The 17186-nt window shown below is 58.5% G+C and carries 18 protein-coding genes and 1 pseudogene; 5 read left to right on the top strand and 14 right to left on the bottom strand.

The window, feature by feature from the left end:
- A partial coding sequence (locus WCG50_RS07190) for a CbbQ/NirQ/NorQ C-terminal domain-containing protein (protein WP_336898907.1) occupies nucleotides 1-276 on the top strand: 276 nt, incomplete at its 5' end.
- Nucleotides 273-2516 (top strand): VWA domain-containing protein, encoded by a 2244-nt coding sequence (locus WCG50_RS07195; RefSeq protein ID WP_336898908.1) that lies wholly within the window; start codon nucleotides 273-275, stop codon nucleotides 2514-2516. The genes WCG50_RS07190 and WCG50_RS07195, both read left to right, overlap by 4 nt.
- A 74-nt stretch (nucleotides 2517-2590) precedes the next feature.
- Here WCG50_RS07195 and WCG50_RS07200 read toward each other — a convergent pair.
- The 3 genes and pseudogenes from WCG50_RS07200 to WCG50_RS07210 form a co-directional block, all read right to left on the bottom strand.
- Nucleotides 2591-3337 (bottom strand): annotated as a pseudogene (locus WCG50_RS07200) (methyl-accepting chemotaxis protein); the annotation flags it as partial.
- 428 nt (nucleotides 3338-3765) lie between these two features.
- Entirely contained in the window at nucleotides 3766-4185 is a 420-nt protein-coding gene (locus WCG50_RS07205) for a thioredoxin fold domain-containing protein (protein ID WP_336898909.1), read from the bottom strand.
- A complete protein-coding gene (locus WCG50_RS07210; protein WP_336898936.1) occupies nucleotides 4185-5048 on the bottom strand; it encodes an MBL fold metallo-hydrolase in 864 nt (287 codons plus the stop codon). Before WCG50_RS07210 ends, WCG50_RS07205 begins: the two co-directional genes overlap by 1 nt.
- Nucleotides 5049-5261: 213 nt before the next feature.
- Between WCG50_RS07210 and WCG50_RS07215 the strand changes: the two genes are divergently transcribed.
- A complete protein-coding gene (locus WCG50_RS07215; protein WP_336898910.1) occupies nucleotides 5262-6323 on the top strand; it encodes a YeeE/YedE family protein in 1062 nt (353 codons plus the stop codon).
- Nucleotides 6324-6332: 9 nt separating this feature from the next.
- Here WCG50_RS07215 and WCG50_RS07220 read toward each other — a convergent pair whose 3' ends face one another.
- The 3 genes from WCG50_RS07220 to WCG50_RS07230 are packed head-to-tail and all read right to left on the bottom strand — an operon-like array spanning nucleotide 6333 to nucleotide 8546.
- Nucleotides 6333-6944 carry a c-type cytochrome gene (locus WCG50_RS07220; protein WP_336898911.1) on the bottom strand — a complete coding sequence of 204 codons (612 nt, stop codon included), beginning with the start codon at nucleotides 6942-6944 and terminating at the stop codon, nucleotides 6333-6335.
- Between the two features lie 4 nt (nucleotides 6945-6948).
- Nucleotides 6949-8232, bottom strand: coding sequence for an NAD(P)/FAD-dependent oxidoreductase (locus WCG50_RS07225; RefSeq protein WP_336898912.1), 1284 nt, complete (start codon nucleotides 8230-8232; stop codon nucleotides 6949-6951).
- Between the two features lie 11 nt (nucleotides 8233-8243).
- Nucleotides 8244-8546, bottom strand: coding sequence for a class I cytochrome c (locus tag WCG50_RS07230; protein ID WP_336898913.1), 303 nt, complete (start codon nucleotides 8544-8546; stop codon nucleotides 8244-8246).
- Between the two features lie 254 nt (nucleotides 8547-8800).
- Here WCG50_RS07230 and WCG50_RS07235 point away from each other — a divergent pair, with 254 nt between their 5' ends.
- Nucleotides 8801-9199, top strand: a complete 399-nt coding sequence (locus WCG50_RS07235) for a DsrE family protein (protein ID WP_336898914.1) — start codon at nucleotides 8801-8803, stop codon at nucleotides 9197-9199.
- A 6-nt stretch (nucleotides 9200-9205) separates the two neighbouring features.
- On the opposite strand, the gene WCG50_RS07240 is transcribed toward WCG50_RS07235, so the two are convergent.
- The 8 genes from WCG50_RS07240 to WCG50_RS07275 all read right to left on the bottom strand — a co-directional run bounded on the left by WCG50_RS07240 (nucleotide 9206) and on the right by WCG50_RS07275 (nucleotide 15664).
- Complete coding sequence (locus tag WCG50_RS07240; RefSeq protein WP_336898915.1) at nucleotides 9206-9550, bottom strand: metalloregulator ArsR/SmtB family transcription factor; 345 nt, start codon at nucleotides 9548-9550, stop codon at nucleotides 9206-9208.
- 190 nt (nucleotides 9551-9740) lie between these two features.
- Nucleotides 9741-11075 (bottom strand): diguanylate cyclase, encoded by a 1335-nt coding sequence (locus WCG50_RS07245; RefSeq protein WP_336898916.1) that lies wholly within the window; start codon nucleotides 11073-11075, stop codon nucleotides 9741-9743.
- 61 nt (nucleotides 11076-11136) lie between these two features.
- Nucleotides 11137-11868 (bottom strand): lysophospholipid acyltransferase family protein, encoded by a 732-nt coding sequence (locus WCG50_RS07250; protein ID WP_336898917.1) that lies wholly within the window; start codon nucleotides 11866-11868, stop codon nucleotides 11137-11139.
- A 23-nt stretch (nucleotides 11869-11891) separates the two neighbouring features.
- Nucleotides 11892-13184 carry a dihydroorotase gene (locus WCG50_RS07255; RefSeq protein ID WP_336898918.1) on the bottom strand — a complete coding sequence of 431 codons (1293 nt, stop codon included), beginning with the start codon at nucleotides 13182-13184 and terminating at the stop codon, nucleotides 11892-11894.
- Between the two features lies 1 nt (nucleotide 13185).
- Nucleotides 13186-14148, bottom strand: coding sequence for an aspartate carbamoyltransferase catalytic subunit (locus tag WCG50_RS07260; protein WP_336898919.1), 963 nt, complete (start codon nucleotides 14146-14148; stop codon nucleotides 13186-13188).
- Between the two features lie 3 nt (nucleotides 14149-14151).
- A complete protein-coding gene (gene pyrR, locus WCG50_RS07265; RefSeq protein WP_336898920.1) occupies nucleotides 14152-14649 on the bottom strand; it encodes a bifunctional pyr operon transcriptional regulator/uracil phosphoribosyltransferase PyrR in 498 nt (165 codons plus the stop codon).
- Nucleotides 14646-15068: a Holliday junction resolvase RuvX gene (ruvX, locus tag WCG50_RS07270; protein ID WP_336898921.1), complete on the bottom strand. Its 423-nt coding sequence runs from the start codon at nucleotides 15066-15068 to the stop codon at nucleotides 14646-14648. The genes pyrR and ruvX overlap by 4 nt, the downstream gene beginning before the upstream one ends.
- A complete protein-coding gene (locus tag WCG50_RS07275; protein ID WP_336898922.1) occupies nucleotides 15065-15664 on the bottom strand; it encodes a YqgE/AlgH family protein in 600 nt (199 codons plus the stop codon). The genes ruvX and WCG50_RS07275 overlap by 4 nt, the downstream gene beginning before the upstream one ends.
- A 21-nt stretch (nucleotides 15665-15685) precedes the next feature.
- Between WCG50_RS07275 and WCG50_RS07280 the strand changes: the two genes are divergently transcribed.
- Complete coding sequence (locus tag WCG50_RS07280; RefSeq protein WP_336898923.1) at nucleotides 15686-17155, top strand: deoxyribodipyrimidine photo-lyase; 1470 nt, start codon at nucleotides 15686-15688, stop codon at nucleotides 17153-17155.
- The last annotated feature ends 31 nt before the right edge of the window (nucleotides 17156-17186 follow it).

The following is a 17186-nucleotide window of genomic DNA, read 5'->3' on the forward strand; positions in this document are numbered from 1 at the left end:
CCTGCGGCACTCGAAGCCACTATTGTCGCCACAGAAACCGGCATGGACTTTGAAATGACGGCCAAGCTGGTCAAGATTGGCAGCGCGGCACGCCACCTCAAAGGCCACGGCTTGGACGAGGGCATCTCGACCCGGTTGCTGGTGTACGCCGCCACCCTGATCAAGGGCGGCGTCAATCCGATAGACGCCTGCCGCATGGCGCTGGTACGCCCGATCACCGACGACGCCGACATCCGCGCCACACTGGACCACGCCATTGAGGCGGTGTTTGGGTGAAAACCTGGCGTGCGCAGCTTGATTGCGGCTTCCCGCAAGTGGCGGCGGTGTTTGAAGATTGCATGCGCGAAGCACAAGCGGTGCTAACACCTGAAGGAATTTCGGCCTACCTTGAAAACGGTCGATTCCTGGGCAAGATGGGTCGCGGTGCCGAGCCCCTCTTGATCTTTCTGGAGGAATGGCCGCAAGTGGCGGGCGTGCTGGGTGAGTCGGCGCTGCCGGCCATCATGGACACCCTTCGCGCCATCAACAAGTCGCCCAATGGCAAGGCGATTGCGCACTTTCTGCAGTCACTCGCAGCGGTGGCCCGGCGGCTACCGTCACAGGCGCAAATGCAGCGCTACCTGGACCTGAGCCTGAACCTCATGGCGCGCACCAGCGGCTCCATTCATGGCATCCACCTGACCTACCCCAGCCCCAGCCTGCCCGATTTTTTTCAGCAAGCGCCGCAACTACTCACCCTGTTGTCCATTGAAGGCTTGGGCCATTGGGTCGAGTACGGCATCCGCAACTACAGCCACCACCCGGAACAGCAGCGCGACTACTTCAGCCTGCAATCGGCTGACAGCCGTGCCGTGCTGCAACGCGAACGCCACGGCACGCTGCTGGTGGACCACACGCGCCCACTTGATTTGTATTTACAGGGGCTTTGGCAAGAGGCGGCCCTGCTGGTGCCCTACGCCACCGGGGTGGATAGCCCTCAGCCACCCCTGCCTTACTTTGATGCACTGGGCATGCGTTTGCCGGATGTCTATGACGATTTGAACGGCATCAGCGGCATCAACCGCTACCGCGCTGCGCTGGCGCACATGGCAGCGCATCGGCGCTGGAGCAGCGCCATTTTTGCCGACAACTACAGCCCGCTGCAACGCTTGGCGATCGAATTTTTTGAAGATGCGCGAGTCGAAACCCTGGCGATGCAGACCTACCCGGGGTTGCGCCGTATTTGGATGGCGCTGCACCCGACACCCCAGGAAGGCGCTTGCAATCCAGGCACCCACGCTTGCCTGCGCCACCGTCTGGCGATGTTGTCGCGCGCCCTGCTCGATGTGCCGCTAACTCCGACCCATGGCTATAAAGACAAGGCCTTGAATGAGTTTATTCAGCGCTTTCATCACCACATGGAACAAGGCCCTTCAAGCACCCAAGAAATGTCGACGCTGGCCTTGTCCTTTGTTGCCAAAACCCGGCTGCAAAGCGACCAGTTGCCCAACACCTGGTTCACTGACACCGTCATTGGCTACCGGGACGACAACCGCCACCTGTGGAAATTCCACGAACTCAGTGACGACGAAGACATGTTCGAGGAACACCGCCAGACGACGGCCACCGACGAGCTTCAAAGCCTGCCACCGCGCCACTACCCGGAATGGGATTACGCCAGCCAAACCTACCGTCCTGACTGGGTCAGCCTCTACGAGCGGCTGCACCCCTCAGGCAACCCGGCGGACATCGACCAACTGCTCGCCAAGCATGCAACTTTGGCCAAGCGACTGAAACGCCTGCTCGACTTGCTCAAGCCGCAAAATAAAGTGCGCGTGCGCTACCAGGAAGAGGGCAGCGAGTTGGATCTGGACGTGGCGATTCGCTCGCTGATTGATCTCAAAAGCGGCAGTCAACCCGACATGCGCATCAACATGAGCCACCGCACCGATGGCCGCAACATTGCCGTCACGCTGCTGCTGGACCTGTCGCAATCGCTCAACCAAAAAGCCGCTGGCTCCGAGCAGACTATTTTGCAACTCAGCCAAGAAGCGGTGTCGCTGCTGGCCTGGTCAATTGAGCAACTGGGCGACCCGTTCGCCATCGCAGGCTTTCACTCCAACACGCGCCACGACGTGCGCTACCTGCACCTCAAGGGCTTTGGCGAACACTGGAACGACGATGTCAAAGGGCGACTGGCGGCCATGGAGGCCGGCTACTCCACCCGCATGGGCGCGGCCATGCGCCATGCCGGGCATTACCTGGCGACCCAAAAAGCCGACAAGAAACTGATGCTGATCCTGACCGATGGCCAGCCCTCCGACATCGATGCGCACGACGAACGTCTGCTGATTGAGGATGCACGCCAGTCGGTCAAAGAACTCGACAACCAGGGCATCTTCACCTACTGCATCAACCTCGACCCCAAGGCCGACCACTATGTAGGCGACATCTTCGGCCAGCAGTACACGGTGATTGACCATATTGAACGCTTACCCGAGCAGTTGCCCAAGTTGTTCATGGCTTTAACGCGCTAAAACAGCTATTTAATTAATAGCTACTCGCGCATACCAGACGGGGGCTAAAGGCCGATTTACCTTAAAGTCATCGACTAGAGACGGAACACCTGAACCACCTGATCCAGTCGCTGCGCCTGCTCCCGCAGGCTTTCAGCGGCAGCGGCCGACTCCTCAACCAGCGCCGAGTTTTGTTGCGTCATCTGGTCAAGCTGGCTCACTGCGTCATTGACCTGGTCAATGTCGGCCGACTGCTCGGCCGACGAGGCGGTGATTTCGCCAATCATGCTGCTGACTTTTTTGACCGAGCCCACGATTTCGTCCATGGTGACACCCGCGTCCTGCACCAGGCGCTGCCCGGACGCCACTTTTTCTACCGAGGCACCGATCAGGCTCTTGATCTCCTTGGCGGCCTCCGCGCTGCGACTGGCCAGACTCCGGACTTCACTGGCCACTACCGCAAAGCCGCGTCCCTGCTCCCCGGCACGAGCCGCTTCCACGGCGGCATTGAGCGCCAAAATATTGGTTTGGAATGCAATGCCATCAATGACGCCGATGATGTCCGAGATTTTGCGGGAACTCTGGTTGATATCGTCCATGGTGCTGACCACCTGGCCCACCACGGCACCGCCTCGTGCCGCCACTTCAGCGGCGGACGCGGCAAGTTGATTGGCTTGCCGGGCGGCCTCAGCCGATTGCCTGACGATGCCCGTCAGTTGCGCCATGCTGGAGGAAGTGCGCTGAAGGTTGGCAGCAGCCAGCTCGGTGCGCTCACTCAAATCCTGGTTACCGTGTGCAATTTCACTCGACGCCACCGAAATACTCTGCGTTGCCGAATGGATGCCGGTCATCGCCGATTTCAGTACAGAGACCAGGCGCTGCAGCGAGTGCATGACACTGCCTTCGGGTGCATGAGGAATAGAGACCCCAAGATCGCCATCGGCCAAGGCCGCCAGGGCCTCGCGTGCCACTTCTGGGTCGCCCCCCAATTCACGCAGTGCCGTACTCCGAATCCAGACCGTGAAGCCGATGCAGGCCAGCACGCAAAAGGTGGTGAGCAAGGCTGTCAAATTGGCGCCGACTGACAAATATTCAGCAATCGCTTGAGGCGTTTCGGTGCGCGACTTACCCTGCAGCCACCAGGCGCCCATCACCACCGACGAGCCCGCACCAGCCACCATGACGGTGGGAACGACCATGGACAAAGTCAGTTTTTGCGTGTAGTTCATGTAGGTTTCCCAAGGTTCATAAAAAGCTGACGAAAGTCAAATTATGAGCCACGCAACATGGCACGCGCCTGACGCAGACGTTCATCCAGATAGGCACCATAAAAATCGGGAATGTAGCCGCCTACCAGTCGCTCCGCTATTTCCGACCCATCGCGGCCAAAAAACAAAACTGTCGGCGCCACCTTGACGCCCCAGCTCCGAATGAGGGCGTCCTGGGTCAGCGTTGCACCCTTGAAATCATGGATCACCCGGCTATTGCGCATGTCCACCTGCACCACCGGCAGGCCCTGCTGCTCGCGCAGGGGGCCCAGGTAATTTTCGCGGGCTACTTTGCAAAATGGACAACCCTCCAGGCTGACCATGACCACCAGCGGACTCCTGATTTTTAAAGCAGCGGCCAGTTCATCGGGCAATGACGTTGCCGTGGGCAAGGAGGCTGGGACAAAAGGGAGTGGGGACATCAGTTGGCCTCTTGTTCCAATAAAAGATAGGTGTTGTAGGCATTCATGCGATTGGCCACACGAAACAGGGGCAGGTGTTCAAACTGACTCCAGTCGGTGGCCTTGTAGGCGTCTTCAAAGGGCTCCAGATTCTTTGCGGCCTGCCCCATGGAAGAGCGGAGATAAACAAGGTAGTCACGGGTCATTTGCATGTCCTTGCGCGCCTCCACGGACAAGGGCCCATGACCCGGAACGATGACCTTGGTGTCAAAGGCGAGCAGTTGATCCAAGGCGACGATCCAATGGCGGCTGTCGGCTTGCCCCACGAAAGGAATTCGACTGCGAAACACCAGGTCCCCCGCGAACAGAACTTTTTCGTTCGGCAAATACACCGCCAGGTCTTCTGGTGTGTGAGAGGGGCCTACGGGCTTGAGCTGAAATTGCACACCCCCGATTTCCAGCGTTTTCTCGCCCTCAATCCAGTCATCGGCCTCGACGAGATGGGTTTCATCATTCACCCAGGGCGCCAATTGTTGACGCGAAGCCTCCAGACGCAGGCGGGCCGTGTCCGAATTCAGATAGGTCCGAGCGGCCCGGTGCGCCACGATGCGCGCACCCAGTGCCTTGAATACCTGCAAGCCATAGATATGGTCGGCATGGTAGTGGGTCACGACCACATGCGTGATGGGCTGCGAAGTGACTTTTTTGATCTCGGCGACTAGGCGAGTCGCCAGGGCGGGTGAGCCCAGCGCATCAATGACTACAACGCCTGCAGGCGTGACGACAAAGGCCGCGTTGGAGATGAAGTTCTGATTAGCTGGCGAACCCAAAGCAGAGACCCCCTCAACATACCAGCCCGAGGCCGACACCTGACTGGCCACCATCGCGGGGGCTTCTTCAGCGCCCGCCACGGTGAACCCCAAGACCAGCAGGAGCCCTGCCAGACCTTGTTTTAAATTGACTATTCTTTGTTTCATTTGTCATTTCCTCGTTATAGTTTTCAGGCGTATTTCGCCAATTTATTCAGTATCTAAAATTTTAGAAACCGTCTATCTGGTATTAATATAAGCGAATACCAAACTAATGGAAATCCCCCTATGAATCTGGCAAGCATTCTTGAGCGCTATGGCGATAGCCTCGTTCTGGCGCTCGGTGGACTTGTCATCGGTTTTTTATTTGGTTTTTTTGCACAGCGCTCCCGGTTTTGCATGCGGGCGGCGGCCATCGAGTTCTGGCATCACCAATTTGGTGAAAAACTGTCGGTCTGGCTGCTTGCCTTCTCCAGCGCTGTAGTTGCCGTTCAGTGGCTCATCCTGATCAACGCACTGGATGTGAGCACAGCGCGCCAACTCGCCTCACGCGGCAGTTTGTCCGGCGCCTTGATTGGCGGCCTGCTGTTTGGGGTGGGCATGATCCTGTCTCGCGGTTGCGCCAGCCGGCTGTTGATTTTGTCGGCCAATGGCAATTTACGCGCCTTGCTCTCAGGACTGATCTTCGCCGTGACGGCCCAAGCTTCGCTCTCGGGTGCACTCGCTCCTTTGCGAAACACCATCAGCACCTGGTGGACCGTAGAAGGCGGCGGCCCGCGCGACATTCTGTCGATCACCGGCATCGGTCACTGGGGCGGACTGGCATTTGGTCTGATCTGGTTTGTAGCCGCCCTGATTTTCGCGGTTCGCAGTGGCTGGGGGTTCTGGAAATGGGTCGGCGGCATCGGCACAGGACTGGCGGTGGCAGGCGGTTGGTGGTTCACCTACCTGATCTCAAGCAACTCGTTCCAGGTGGTGCAAGTTCAGGGCCTGACCTTCAGTGGCCCTTCTGCAGAATGGTTGATGCGCGTGCTGTCGTCGCCCACCCCAGCCATCGGATTTGATTTTGGTTTGCTCCCCGGTGTGTTTGCCGGTTCCTTGATCGGTGCCTGGATCGGGCGCGACCTCAAACTCGAAGGTTTCAAGGACGGCTACAGCATGCGCCGCTACATCGCAGGCGCCATCCTGATGGGCTTTGGCTCGATGCTGGCAGGCGGTTGTGCCGTCGGCGCGGGGATGACCGGGGGTTCTGTATTTGCAGTGACCGCCTGGCTCACTTTGTTGGGCATGTGGACCGGCGCAGGGCTCACCGACCGTTTGATGGACCGCGTAGTCCCGGCAAACGCCTAAGCCACCGGGTTATTTCCCGCTCAGGTACTCCGCCACAGCGTGCATTTCCAGCGGGGTCATTTTGACCACAATGGCATGCATCACCGCGTTGTCATTGGTTCGCTCGCGGCTGTTAAACAGCCGGAGCTGGGTCTCGATGTAGGAAGCATATTGGCCAGCCAAACGCGGCAAGCCGGCGGTTCCCAAAGCCTCTTTGCCGTGACAACCCGCGCAGGCTGGCAACCCGCTGAACTTGTTTCCGGCATAAAAGACATACTTGCCAACTGCTGCCAACTCGGCGTCTTTGGACGGCTCAGCGGGCACCGACATTTTTTCAAAATACCGACCAAGTGCCACCATTTCCTCGGGCTTGAGCTTGGCCACCATGTCGTTCATGGCGGTGCTTTTGCGCTTGCCGGTCTTGAAGTTTTCGAGTTGCTTGGCGATGTACTCCCAGTGCTGGCCCGCCAACCTGGGGAATATCTCGCTGGATGACTCACCCTCCAGGCCGTGACACATGAAGCACACGCCATTGACAATTTTGGTCGCGCGGGCTTCATCGGACAAGACTGGGGTTTGCGCCCAGACCGAAGCTGCGACCAGGCATGCCGCCGCCACACCCCCTTGAAGCACGCCTCTCATGCTATCAACCCAGGGTATCGGCCCAAATGCCGCGCGCCCAGGCTTGGGCAAAACGCCCTTCCAGTTCATTGGCAGCCTTGGACACACCGGTCGAACCCGCCACGGGCAACATGGTTTTCTTGTCGGGGTCGTACTGGTGAACACTGGCCACGTGCACCGCATCTTCATCACTGACAAAGCTGTAGCAGGTGTTGTTGTAGATCGGCATGGCATTGGGTTCCTGGCCCGTGAGCAAGGCCACCACGGCGGCGGCGCAGGTCTTGCCATGCTGATTGGCCATGTGCCCGGACTTGGGCATGGCCTGGGCGATCTGGATCGAATCGCCCAACACGTGAACGTTTTTGGCGGCTTTGGACTCGAAGGTTAAAAAGTCCACCTCGCACCAGCGATGGTTGGCCGTCGCCAAACCGGACTTGACCGCAATATCACCCGCGCGCATGTTGGGAATCACGTTCAGTACGTTGGCCTTGACGTCGTCATTGAAGTCAAACTTCAAGGTATTGGTGGCCACATCGACGTCCACGGCGACGTGCTTGGGACGGTATTCAATGATGTCTTTATAACGGTCCGTCCAGGCCTTTTTGAACAAGGCCGGTTTGGACGTGACGTCGTCATTCGCATCCAGAATCAGCACCTTGCTCTTGGGTTTGGCCGTACTGAAGTAATGGGCCACCTGGCAGGCACGCTCGTACGGGCCGGGTGGGCAGCGGTAAGGGGCCAGGGGAATGGACAGGGCGTAAACACCACCATCGGGCATGGCCTCAAGCTGTTGACGCAGGGCCAGCGTTTGGGCACCGGCTTTCCAGGCGTGCAGTACTTTGTCTTGCGCGCCAGGCTGGGTCATACCGGGCATGGTGTCCCACATGAAGTCGACACCGGGCGACAAGATCAGTCGGTCGTAAGGAAGTTCTTCGCCGCTGGCCAGTCGGACGATGCGCTTGTCGGCATCAATGGCCAGGGCCCGGTCGCGCACCAGGTTGACGCCATGGCGCTTGACCAGGTTGTCATACGACAGCGTGATGTCGGCCATGGTCTTGCTGCCGGCCAGCACCAGGTTGGACATGGGGCAGGAGATGAACGAGGCATTGGGCTCGACCAGTGTGACGTGAATGCCATAGTCTGACCACAGCCGCACGTATTTGGCAGCAGTGGCACCGCCATAACCGCCCCCGACCACGACCACGTTGGGTCCCTTGCTGGCCCCGGTGCTGGCACAACCCGACATAAAACCCAAGGCACCAAGGAGGGAACCGGCACCTGCTGTTTTTAATATTTGACGACGTTTCATGCTGTGCTCCCTTATTTTTTCAGGGCAGCAAAATAGCCGGCCAGTTGCGCAAGTTGCTCATCAGAGTAGCCCTTGGAGAGCTGGTGCATGAGGGTGGCGGGTTTCTTGCCAGTTTTAAAGTCGAGCATCTTTTTCAGCAACTCGTCTTTGGGCACGCCAGCCAGTGACTCCATGCCCGGCTGGGCAATACCACTGGTGCCATGACACCCCGCGCACGAGGCCGCCATGCTGCGCACCTGCAGTGCATCAGCACTGGCCCACGCCGACAGGCTGGCGAGTAAAACGCCAGCTATCACTTTGTTTCGTTGGTCCATCTTGTCTCCTTCAAATATTCACGCCAGACACTTGGGTTTGGCCTGATGAGCGTCAGTATATTTATTCGAACGGCCTTATATAGCTTGATAGTAAAGCGCTCACACGGCATTTTTCTACCGTACAAACCCTCAGTTTTTAAGACTTCTTTTCTTGGCTAAACAAGAACGAAGAATGCCGCCTATCATGCGCGCTGTTCGAACTGTGGCTGTTCAAACCCAAAAACCATTATGGAAGACTCATGTTCAAACTATTTATGACTATCGCTCTGGCCGTCTGGGTCAGTATTGCGGGCGCTCAAGACATCAAGGTGGTCTATCACGTCACCACCGGCATTGAATCCGCAGCCGCTGTTTTGAACAACGTGAAAAACCACCTGGACGCCGACCCGAAAGCGCGCATTGTGGTGGTGACCAACGGCCCGGGCATTGAGTTTTTGGTTCAAGACGCCAAGGACAGCAAGGGGCGTGAATTCAGTGCATCGGTGGGCACACTGGCCGGACGGGGCGTTGAGTTCAGAGTCTGCAACAACACACTGAGTGCGCGCGATATTTCGCCCGACAAGCTCTTGATGGAAACCAAGGTGGTTCCTTCTGGGGTTTCAGAAGTGGCCAAATTGCAAATTCGTGAAGGCTTTGCGTACCTCAAGCCCTGAAGTCGATCAGTCTTCCTTGAAATCACCCTCAGCCAAAATCTGCGTGCACATGGCACGACAGAGAACGGGCACCCGGTCATCGGTGATGCGGTAGTGGATCTGAACGCCGTCCCGGCGTTTCCCCAAAATACCAGCCTGGTACAGCGTGTTCAAGTGCTGCGACATATTGGGCTGAGTGGTATCTATCTTGCTGAGCAAATAGCTCACATTTTTCTCACCCTCGCACAAGCAGCTGATAATTTTCAGTCGCAGGGGCGCGGACATCACCCGAAATAACTCGGCCGCCTTTTCAAATACTTCGTCTGGCCGATCCAAATCATTGGGTATCAGGTGTTCAGTAGGTTTTGCCATAAAAAATTCAGCCGATACAAAGTCCGGCCCGTCATTTGGTTGTTTCAAATATACCTTTTTTCGGATCTTTTCTGATTCCGAACTTACAAAAACTCATCCAACAAAAAAATATTTACAGCGCTCGGCTCAACGGCATCCAAACCAGCACCCAGGTGGCATGCCACCACGACCCAACCATTGAAGCCAACGGTCAGGCAGCGGGTTTGTGAAACTGTATCTGGTTCTTGCCCGCTTTTTTGGCGTGATACATGGCGGCATCGGCCCACTTCAGGATGTCATCCAGGGAGGCGTCATCACGCAGAAACAAGGCAACACCGATGCTGGCTGAACAAAAGTGAGTAATAGGGCGTGCCCCTTGTGACTCAGCTGATACCGTCAGTTCGTACGGCTGTTTCAAAACATCGGCTATTTTCGCGGCCACCACGCTGGCTTGCTCAGCCGACTCCGACATATCCTGACTCAAAACACCCAGTAGCACCACAAATTCATCGCCGCCAAAACGTACCACCGTGTCTGTTTCACGCACGCAGGCCAGAAGGCGCTGGGCCACCTCAATCAGCAAGAGGTCGCCCGCTGCATGGCCGTGGGCGTCATTGAGCGACTTGAAGTTATCCAGATCCAACAGCATCAACGCGGCGTAGCAACCGGTGCGCTTGCTCGCTATCCGCGTCTGGTTAACGCGATCTATCAGTACACGCCGGTTGGGTAACTGGGTCAGCACGTCATGAAAGGCCAGGTGAAGCACCTCGTCTGCCACCTGCATGCGAATTTCGCTTTCGCGCTGCACCACTTCGGACCGTTTGTGCTCAGAGATATCGCGCCAAGCGACATGGATGGCAGGTGCTCCCTCGTAATCAATCCAGGTGGCTTGAGCCTGCACATAGATCACCGAGCCGTCCACCTTAAGGAACTTCATCTCGGCGATGGGGGCGTTGACTTGAAGCCGTGTGAGCTGATGCAAGCGCATTTCAGCCATCGGTCGATCTTCCGGATGAATACGGTCGCGCGCGGGTTGGCCCAGAAGATCTTGCGCCGTGGTAGCACCGTACAGTTGGATGGCCCTCGGATTGAGGTAGATGAAGACACCATTGCGCAAAATATTGATGGACTCCAGAGACCACTCCACCATGGCGCGGTAGCGCTCATCACTGTCCCGCAAGGCGTTCTCCAGCCGTTTGATCGCGGTGACATCCGACAGCGTTATGACAGCGCCTTCGGTCACGGTCTGCCCACGGCGCACCGGCCGTATACGGGCCTCCAACCAAGCGCCAGACGGGTTCTGCAGAGTCACGTTGGCGGCCGCCGAGTATTCCAGCACAGACTGTACCGCCATCGACAGCTGATCACACCCCTGCAGATTGGCAAAGACATGCGCCAGAGGACGACCCACCTCACACCAGATCAGGTTGGGAATGTGTGCCACCTGCGCAGTGAAGCGCGTGATGCGCATATGGCGGTCCACAAAGAGTGCCGTGATCTCGGCATCGTCCAACAGTTGGATCAAATCAGTGTTAAGTGAGGGCAATTCGAGGCCTTAGCGTTCTTGAGAGGGGTACTTTTGACCGCATGCAAATATCGCACCAAGGCTATGCCCGCAGGCGCTCCACCCCACTGCGGACATCAGCCGCCCAAGCCCGACGCTCGCGCCCTTGTGCTACTTGCGGCTCGCCAAACGTCACCACGGCACACAGCGGCGGGGCAGTGAGGGTGCGCCAGATGGAGCCCAGCAGCGTGTCGTCGTCGATGTAACAAGGGGCCAGACTGTGCATGCCCGTTGCCGCGTCGACAAACTGCAATGCCACCGGCTGAACGGGTGCATGGGCCGAAATGGCGGCCTGAAACAAGTTGGCGTGAAAGGGCAATAAATCGACACCGTTGCTGGTGGTGCCTTCCGGGAAAATCGCCAGCGTGTCACCGGCCCTCAATCTCTCGGCCATATGGTGCACCACGCGCATGGCATCGCGGCGGGATTCACGCTCAATGAACAAGGTGCCGGCGCCGGTGGCCAGCATACCAATCAACGGCCAGTGGCGAACTTCAGATTTGGAAACAAAACGGCAATGGCCGGCCGCCAGCATCACCAAAATATCCAGCCACGAGATGTGGTTGGCCGCCAGCAACATCGGTCCCGGTGCGGGTGGCTCACCTTTTACTATTAATTTAATAGCCATCCGCGCAAGCAGCGCCTGGGCTAGAGCCTGTATTCGCTCTTCTTTATGACGCGCTGACAATTTGGGAAAAACAAAGGCAACGCTGAACAGGCACGACACGACCTGAATGAGCACGCCTACGCACTTCCAGATTGCGTGGGCGCGCACAGAAAGGCTTGCGCCAAACTGGCTCAAGCCTGATAAGCCACTTGGCCACCGACCAGTGTGCAGCGCACCCGGCCTGGCAACTCGTAGCCGGAAAACGGCGTGTGCTTGCCCTGGCTGTGCAAGGTCGAGGGCTTGACAGTCCAGTTGGCTTGGGGATCAAACACGCACAGGTCAGCCACACCACCCACCACCAGACAACCCACGCGGCCCTGGCGTTTTTCGAGCGACGCACCCAGTACTTCGGCTGGACCACTGGTGATCACAGCCAAAGCGCGCGTCAGGCTGACACCGCTGTCGACACTCCACTTGAGCGCCAGACTGAGCAACAACTCGACCCCGGTGGCACCCGGCTCACTCTCGGCAAACGGCAGCGCCTTGGCGTCGTCGTCCACCGGCGTGTGGTCAGACACCAGCGCGTCGATGGTGCCATCGAGCAAACCGGCGCGCAGGGCATCGCGGTCACGCTGCTGGCGCAAGGGCGGGTTGAGGCGGGCACGGCTGTCAAAGTAGCCAATATCGGCATCGGTCAAATGCAGGGAGTTGATGCTGATGTCGCAAGTCACCTTCAAGCCTTCCAGTTTGGCCTGACGCACCAGCGCCACCCCGGCCGCACTGCTCAGGCGGCACAGGTGAACACGGGCACCGGTGGCGCGCATCAATTCAAAAATAGTGTGCAGTGCAATGGTTTCCGCCGCCACCGGTACGCCGGAAAGGCCCATGCGAGTGGCCAGCGCACCACTGGCCGCCACGCCTTTGCCCAGGAACGAATCCTGGGGGCGCAGCCAGACCGCAATGTCAAAGGTGCTGGCGTATTGCAGCGCGCGCTGCAGAATCTGGGTGTTGGCCAGCGGCACTTCGGCCTGGCTGAAGGCCACGCAGCCAGACTCGGTCAGTGTCACCATCTCGGTCAGGGTTTCACCGGCGAGGCCGCGGGTCAGGGCGCCGAGCGGGTAGACGCGGCACTGGTTCAGTTTTTCAGCTTTAAAACGCAGCATCTCCACCAGACCGGGCTCATCAAGCACCGGTTCGGTGTCGGGCAGGCACACCAGGCTAGTGATTCCGCCAGCGACCGCCGCAGCCATTTCGGACTCCAGCATGTGCGCGTGTTCGTGGCCGGGCTCGCGCAGGCGCACCGCCAAATCCATCAAACCGGGCATCACGATGCAGCCGGTAGCGTCGATGATTTCATCGGCGCGAAAATCAGTCGCTATATCTTTTATAGCTACTACCACCCCGTTGGCAAGGGCTACATCGGCAATTTCATCGAACCCGCTGGCAGGATCTATGACCCGACCGCCTTTAATTAGTATCGTCATATCAGGCCTCGTTCCCAGCAACAATGCTCATCACCGCCATGCGCACCGCGATGCCAAAGGTCACCTGCGGCAAGATCACGCTTTGCGCGCCATCGACCACGGCGGAGTCAATTTCCACCCCCCGGTTGATCGGCCCCGGGTGCATCACGATGGCATCTGGCTTGGCCAACTGCAACTTCTCTGGCGTCAGGCCAAAGGTCTTGAAAAACTCGTGGCTCGACGGCAGCAGCGCGCCACTCATACGCTCGTTTTGCAGGCGCAGCATGATGATGACGTCGGCACCGCGAATGCCTTCTTCGAGCGTGTGACACACCCGCACGCCCATTTGCGCCATGTCTGAGGGCACGATCGTTTTGGGGCCCACCACCCGCACTTCGGCACAGCCGAGCGTGGTGAGGGCGTGAATATCAGAGCGGGCCACACGTGAATGCAACACGTCACCGACGATCGCCACCGTCAGGTTGGCAAAGTCTTTTTTGTAATGCCGGATGGTGAACATGTCCAGCAAACCCTGCGTCGGGTGCGCGTGGCGTCCGTCCCCGGCATTCACCACATGCACATGCGGCGCCACATGCTGGGCGATCAGGTACGGTGCGCCAGATTCACTGTGGCGCACGACAAAAATATCGGCCGCCATGGCGCTCAGGTTGGCAATGGTGTCGAGCAGCGACTCGCCTTTGGAGGCCGACGAGCGCGCTATGTCGAGGTTAATGACATCGGCACTGAGCCGGGTGGCGGCAATGTCAAACGTGGTGCGGGTGCGGGTGGAGTTCTCAAAAAAGAGGTTAAACACGCTCTTGCCGCGCAACAAAGGTACCTTTTTCACCTCGCGGTCGTTGACCGACACAAAGTTGGCGGCCGTATCGAGCACCTGGGTCAGGATGCTTTTGGGCAGGCCCTCGGTTGAGAGCAGGTGAATCAACTCACCGTTTTTGTTCAGTTGGGGATTGCGCTTGTACAGCATGGTTTAGCGGGTCTCCACGTTAAAAGTAAAACCACCGGCCTCGTCACGCGCCAGCGCCAGGGATTGCGAGGCGGGCAAGGCGACGCGGGCGGCGCAAAAATCGGCCTGAATGGGCAACTCGCGCCCGCCCCGGTCCACCAGCACGGCGAGCTTGACGCTGGCCGGGCGGCCAAAGTCAAACAGTTCGTTGAGCACCGCGCGAATGGTGCGCCCGGTAAACAGCACGTCATCGAGCAGCAAAATGTGCGACTCGTTCACGTCAAAGCCAATTTTGGTCTGGGCGCCGGCCGTCATGCCACGACGGGCGTAGTCGTCTCGGTGCATGGCGGACGAGATCACGCCGGGGCACTCACTCAGATTCAGGTCGCGCTGCAGCCGCTCGGCCAGCCAGACGCCGCCGGAGGTCACGCCCACCAGATGCATGTGGGGTCGAAACAGGGCGCGCACGCCCGTCAACAATTCAAGGTACAGCGCCTCCGCGTCCAGGGTCAGGGTGCTCATGGAATACTCCTCAAAAACTGTTCAAGAATGATGCAGGCGGCTTGCGCGTCGGCATCTTTGGCGCCCATCGACAAGGCTTCTGTGGTGGTGTAGCGCTCGTCCACTTCAAACACTTGCAATTTGAAGCGGCCATGCAACTGGCGGCCAAACTTTCGCGCCCGAAGGGTGTTTTCGTGCTCGGCGCCATCCGGGTGGTAGGGCACCCCAATCACCAAGGCATCGGGCTGCCACTCTTTGATGTGCAGCGCAATTTTGACAAAGCGGGCGTCACCCTCGGCGGCAATAGTGCCTTGCGGCTGCGCCGTGCGCATCAGCCGGTTGCCGACCGCGAAGCCGGTGCGCTTGATACCAAAATCTAGCGCCAGAAAAGTTTGCAGCGTAGCGGGAACGATCATGGGGTCTTTCTGGGGAACTGTCATGCGTGCCCCACATCGGGGGACAGCATCCAGGCCTCAATGCCCAGTAACTTCAGGGCCTGGTCATATCGCTGGGCCACGGGGGTGTCAAAAATAATACTGTTGCTGGCAGCCACGGTCAGCCAACTGTTTTCAGAGAGTTCAGATTCGAGTTGTCCTTCCCCCCAGGACGAGTAACCCAAAGAGATCAGCACCCGGCGCGGCCCGGCACCAGTAGACAGCGCCTCTAAAACGTCTTTGGAGGTGGTCATCTCCAGTCCGCCTGGAATGGTCATGGTGGCCGCGTAGACCGAGTCGGCCGGCTTGTCGGCGGGCGCAAAGAAGGCTTCGTGCAAGACAAAACCGCGCTCGGTTTGCATCGGCCCGCCCAGAAACACCGGGGCGTCGGACAGGTCTTGCCGCCGCAGTGGCAGGTCAACCTTCTCAAACAGGCGCTTCATGTCAAGATCACAGGGTTTATTGATGACGAGCCCGAGGGCCCCTTTAGCGCTGTGCTCACAGACATAGACCACGCTTCGGGAGAATATCTCGTCTTGCAGGCTGGGCATGGCGATCAAAAAATGATTCGTCAGGTTGGTAAGGGCAAAATCTCCGGGCATTTAACAATTTTAACGGGTCATATGAACAAGAAATACGATACCGGTCTGATGTGGTTTCGCCGGGATTTACGGGTGGTTGATAACGCAGCGCTGTGTATGGCGCTCAAGGCTTGCCGCCAATTGCACTGCGTTTTTGTCTTTGATACCGACATTCTGAACGCCCTGCCCCGCGCTGATCGTCGGGTCGAGTTCATTCAGGCGTCGCTGTGCGAGCTTGACACGGCGCTGCGCCAATTGAGCGGCGTGCCGGGCGCGGGGCTGATCGTGCGCCATGGTGCGGCGCTGGAAGAAGTGGTGACACTGGCCAAAACCCTGCAGGTGCAGGCGGTGTTTGCCGCGCATGACTACGAGCCGCAAGCGCGCGCCCGAGATGACCAGGTGTTGGGCGCGCTGGCGCAGGTCGGCATCGCCCTGCACACCTGCAAAGACCATGTGGTGTTTGAAGGCCGCGAGATTCTGACCCAAACCGGCTCGCCCTACGGTGTTTTTACGCCCTACAAAAATAACTGGCTGGCCACCGTGACGCCGCAGCACCTGCGCACCCACGAGACCGCGCCTTACGCCAGCGCGCTGATGGCTCGACCGGCTGGCATGCAACAACCGGTGCCCAGCCTGGCCGAGATCGGCTTCGAGAAAACCAACCTGAGTTCGCTCAAAATTCCGACCGGCAGCAGCGGCGGCGCCCAGCTGTTTGAAAACTTTTTTGAACGCATGGACGAGTACGACGACACGCGCAATTTTCCGGCCGTCAAAGGCCCGAGCTACCTGGGGGTACACCTGCGTTTTGGCACGGTGTCGATTCGCCAACTGGTTGCCACCGCCTTGCAACGGCAGATTCAGGGTAGCCTGGGGGCCGCAACCTGGCTTGCCGAGTTGATCTGGCGGGATTTCTATTTTCAGATTCTGGCCAATTTTCCCCGCGTCGCTGAGGGCGCTTACAAACCTGAATACAACGCCATTCAATGGGAGCAAGGCCCGCGTGCCGAGGCCTTGTTCAAGGCTTGGTGCGAGGGCCGCACCGGCTTCCCGCTGGTAGACGCAGCCATGGCCCAGATCAACCAGACCGGCTACATGCACAACCGCCTGCGCATGGTGGTGGGCAGTTTTCTGGTGAAAGACCTGGGGCTGGACTGGCGCTGGGGCGAGCGCTACTTTGCCCAGCACCTCAATGATTTTGACCTGTCGGCCAACAACGGCGGCTGGCAATGGGTGAGTTCCAGCGGCTGCGACGCGCAACCGTATTTCAGAATCTTCAACCCGGTGAGCCAGAGCGAAAAGTTCGACGCCGAGGGCAAGTTCATTCGCCGCTATTTGCCGCAACTGGCCCAGCTTTCCAACAAAGCGATTCATGCGCCGTGGACCGCCAAGCCCATGGAGTTGCAAATGGCCGATGTGACTTTGGGAGGCAACTACCCGGCGCCCGTGGTGGCACATGACGAAGCGCGGGCCCTGACACTGCTGCGTTACGCCGTCGTCAAAAAAACGCTTTAGCCCCTGAAATGAGGCAAGCCGCTATTTAATA

It is taken from the genome of Rhodoferax sp. (genome assembly GCF_037143375.1).
Taxonomy (GTDB): domain Bacteria; phylum Pseudomonadota; class Gammaproteobacteria; order Burkholderiales; family Burkholderiaceae_C; genus Rhodoferax.

Bases quoted from the DNA above. Each gene is read 5' to 3' on its own strand.
- WCG50_RS07205 (WP_336898909.1), bottom strand. From the start codon at position 4,185: ATGTCCCCACTCCCTTTTGTCCCAGCCTCCTTGCCCACGGCAACGTCA.
- WCG50_RS07210 (WP_336898936.1), bottom strand. From the start codon at position 5,048: ATGGTGGCCAGTCAGGTGTCGGCCTCGGGCTGGTATGTTGAGGGGGTC.
- WCG50_RS07215 (WP_336898910.1), top strand. From the start codon at position 5,262: ATGAATCTGGCAAGCATTCTTGAGCGCTATGGCGATAGCCTCGTTCTG.
- WCG50_RS07220 (WP_336898911.1), bottom strand. From the start codon at position 6,944: ATGAGAGGCGTGCTTCAAGGGGGTGTGGCGGCGGCATGCCTGGTCGCA.
- WCG50_RS07225 (WP_336898912.1), bottom strand. From the start codon at position 8,232: ATGAAACGTCGTCAAATATTAAAAACAGCAGGTGCCGGTTCCCTCCTT.
- WCG50_RS07230 (WP_336898913.1), bottom strand. From the start codon at position 8,546: ATGGACCAACGAAACAAAGTGATAGCTGGCGTTTTACTCGCCAGCCTG.
- WCG50_RS07235 (WP_336898914.1), top strand. From the start codon at position 8,801: ATGACTATCGCTCTGGCCGTCTGGGTCAGTATTGCGGGCGCTCAAGAC.
- WCG50_RS07240 (WP_336898915.1), bottom strand. From the start codon at position 9,550: ATGGCAAAACCTACTGAACACCTGATACCCAATGATTTGGATCGGCCA.
- WCG50_RS07255 (WP_336898918.1), bottom strand. From the start codon at position 13,184: ATGACGATACTAATTAAAGGCGGTCGGGTCATAGATCCTGCCAGCGGG.
- WCG50_RS07260 (WP_336898919.1), bottom strand. From the start codon at position 14,148: ATGCTGTACAAGCGCAATCCCCAACTGAACAAAAACGGTGAGTTGATT.
- pyrR (WP_336898920.1), bottom strand. From the start codon at position 14,649: ATGAGCACCCTGACCCTGGACGCGGAGGCGCTGTACCTTGAATTGTTG.
- ruvX (WP_336898921.1), bottom strand. From the start codon at position 15,068: ATGACAGTTCCCCAGAAAGACCCCATGATCGTTCCCGCTACGCTGCAA.
- WCG50_RS07275 (WP_336898922.1), bottom strand. From the start codon at position 15,664: ATGCCCGGAGATTTTGCCCTTACCAACCTGACGAATCATTTTTTGATC.
- WCG50_RS07280 (WP_336898923.1), top strand. From the start codon at position 15,686: ATGAACAAGAAATACGATACCGGTCTGATGTGGTTTCGCCGGGATTTA.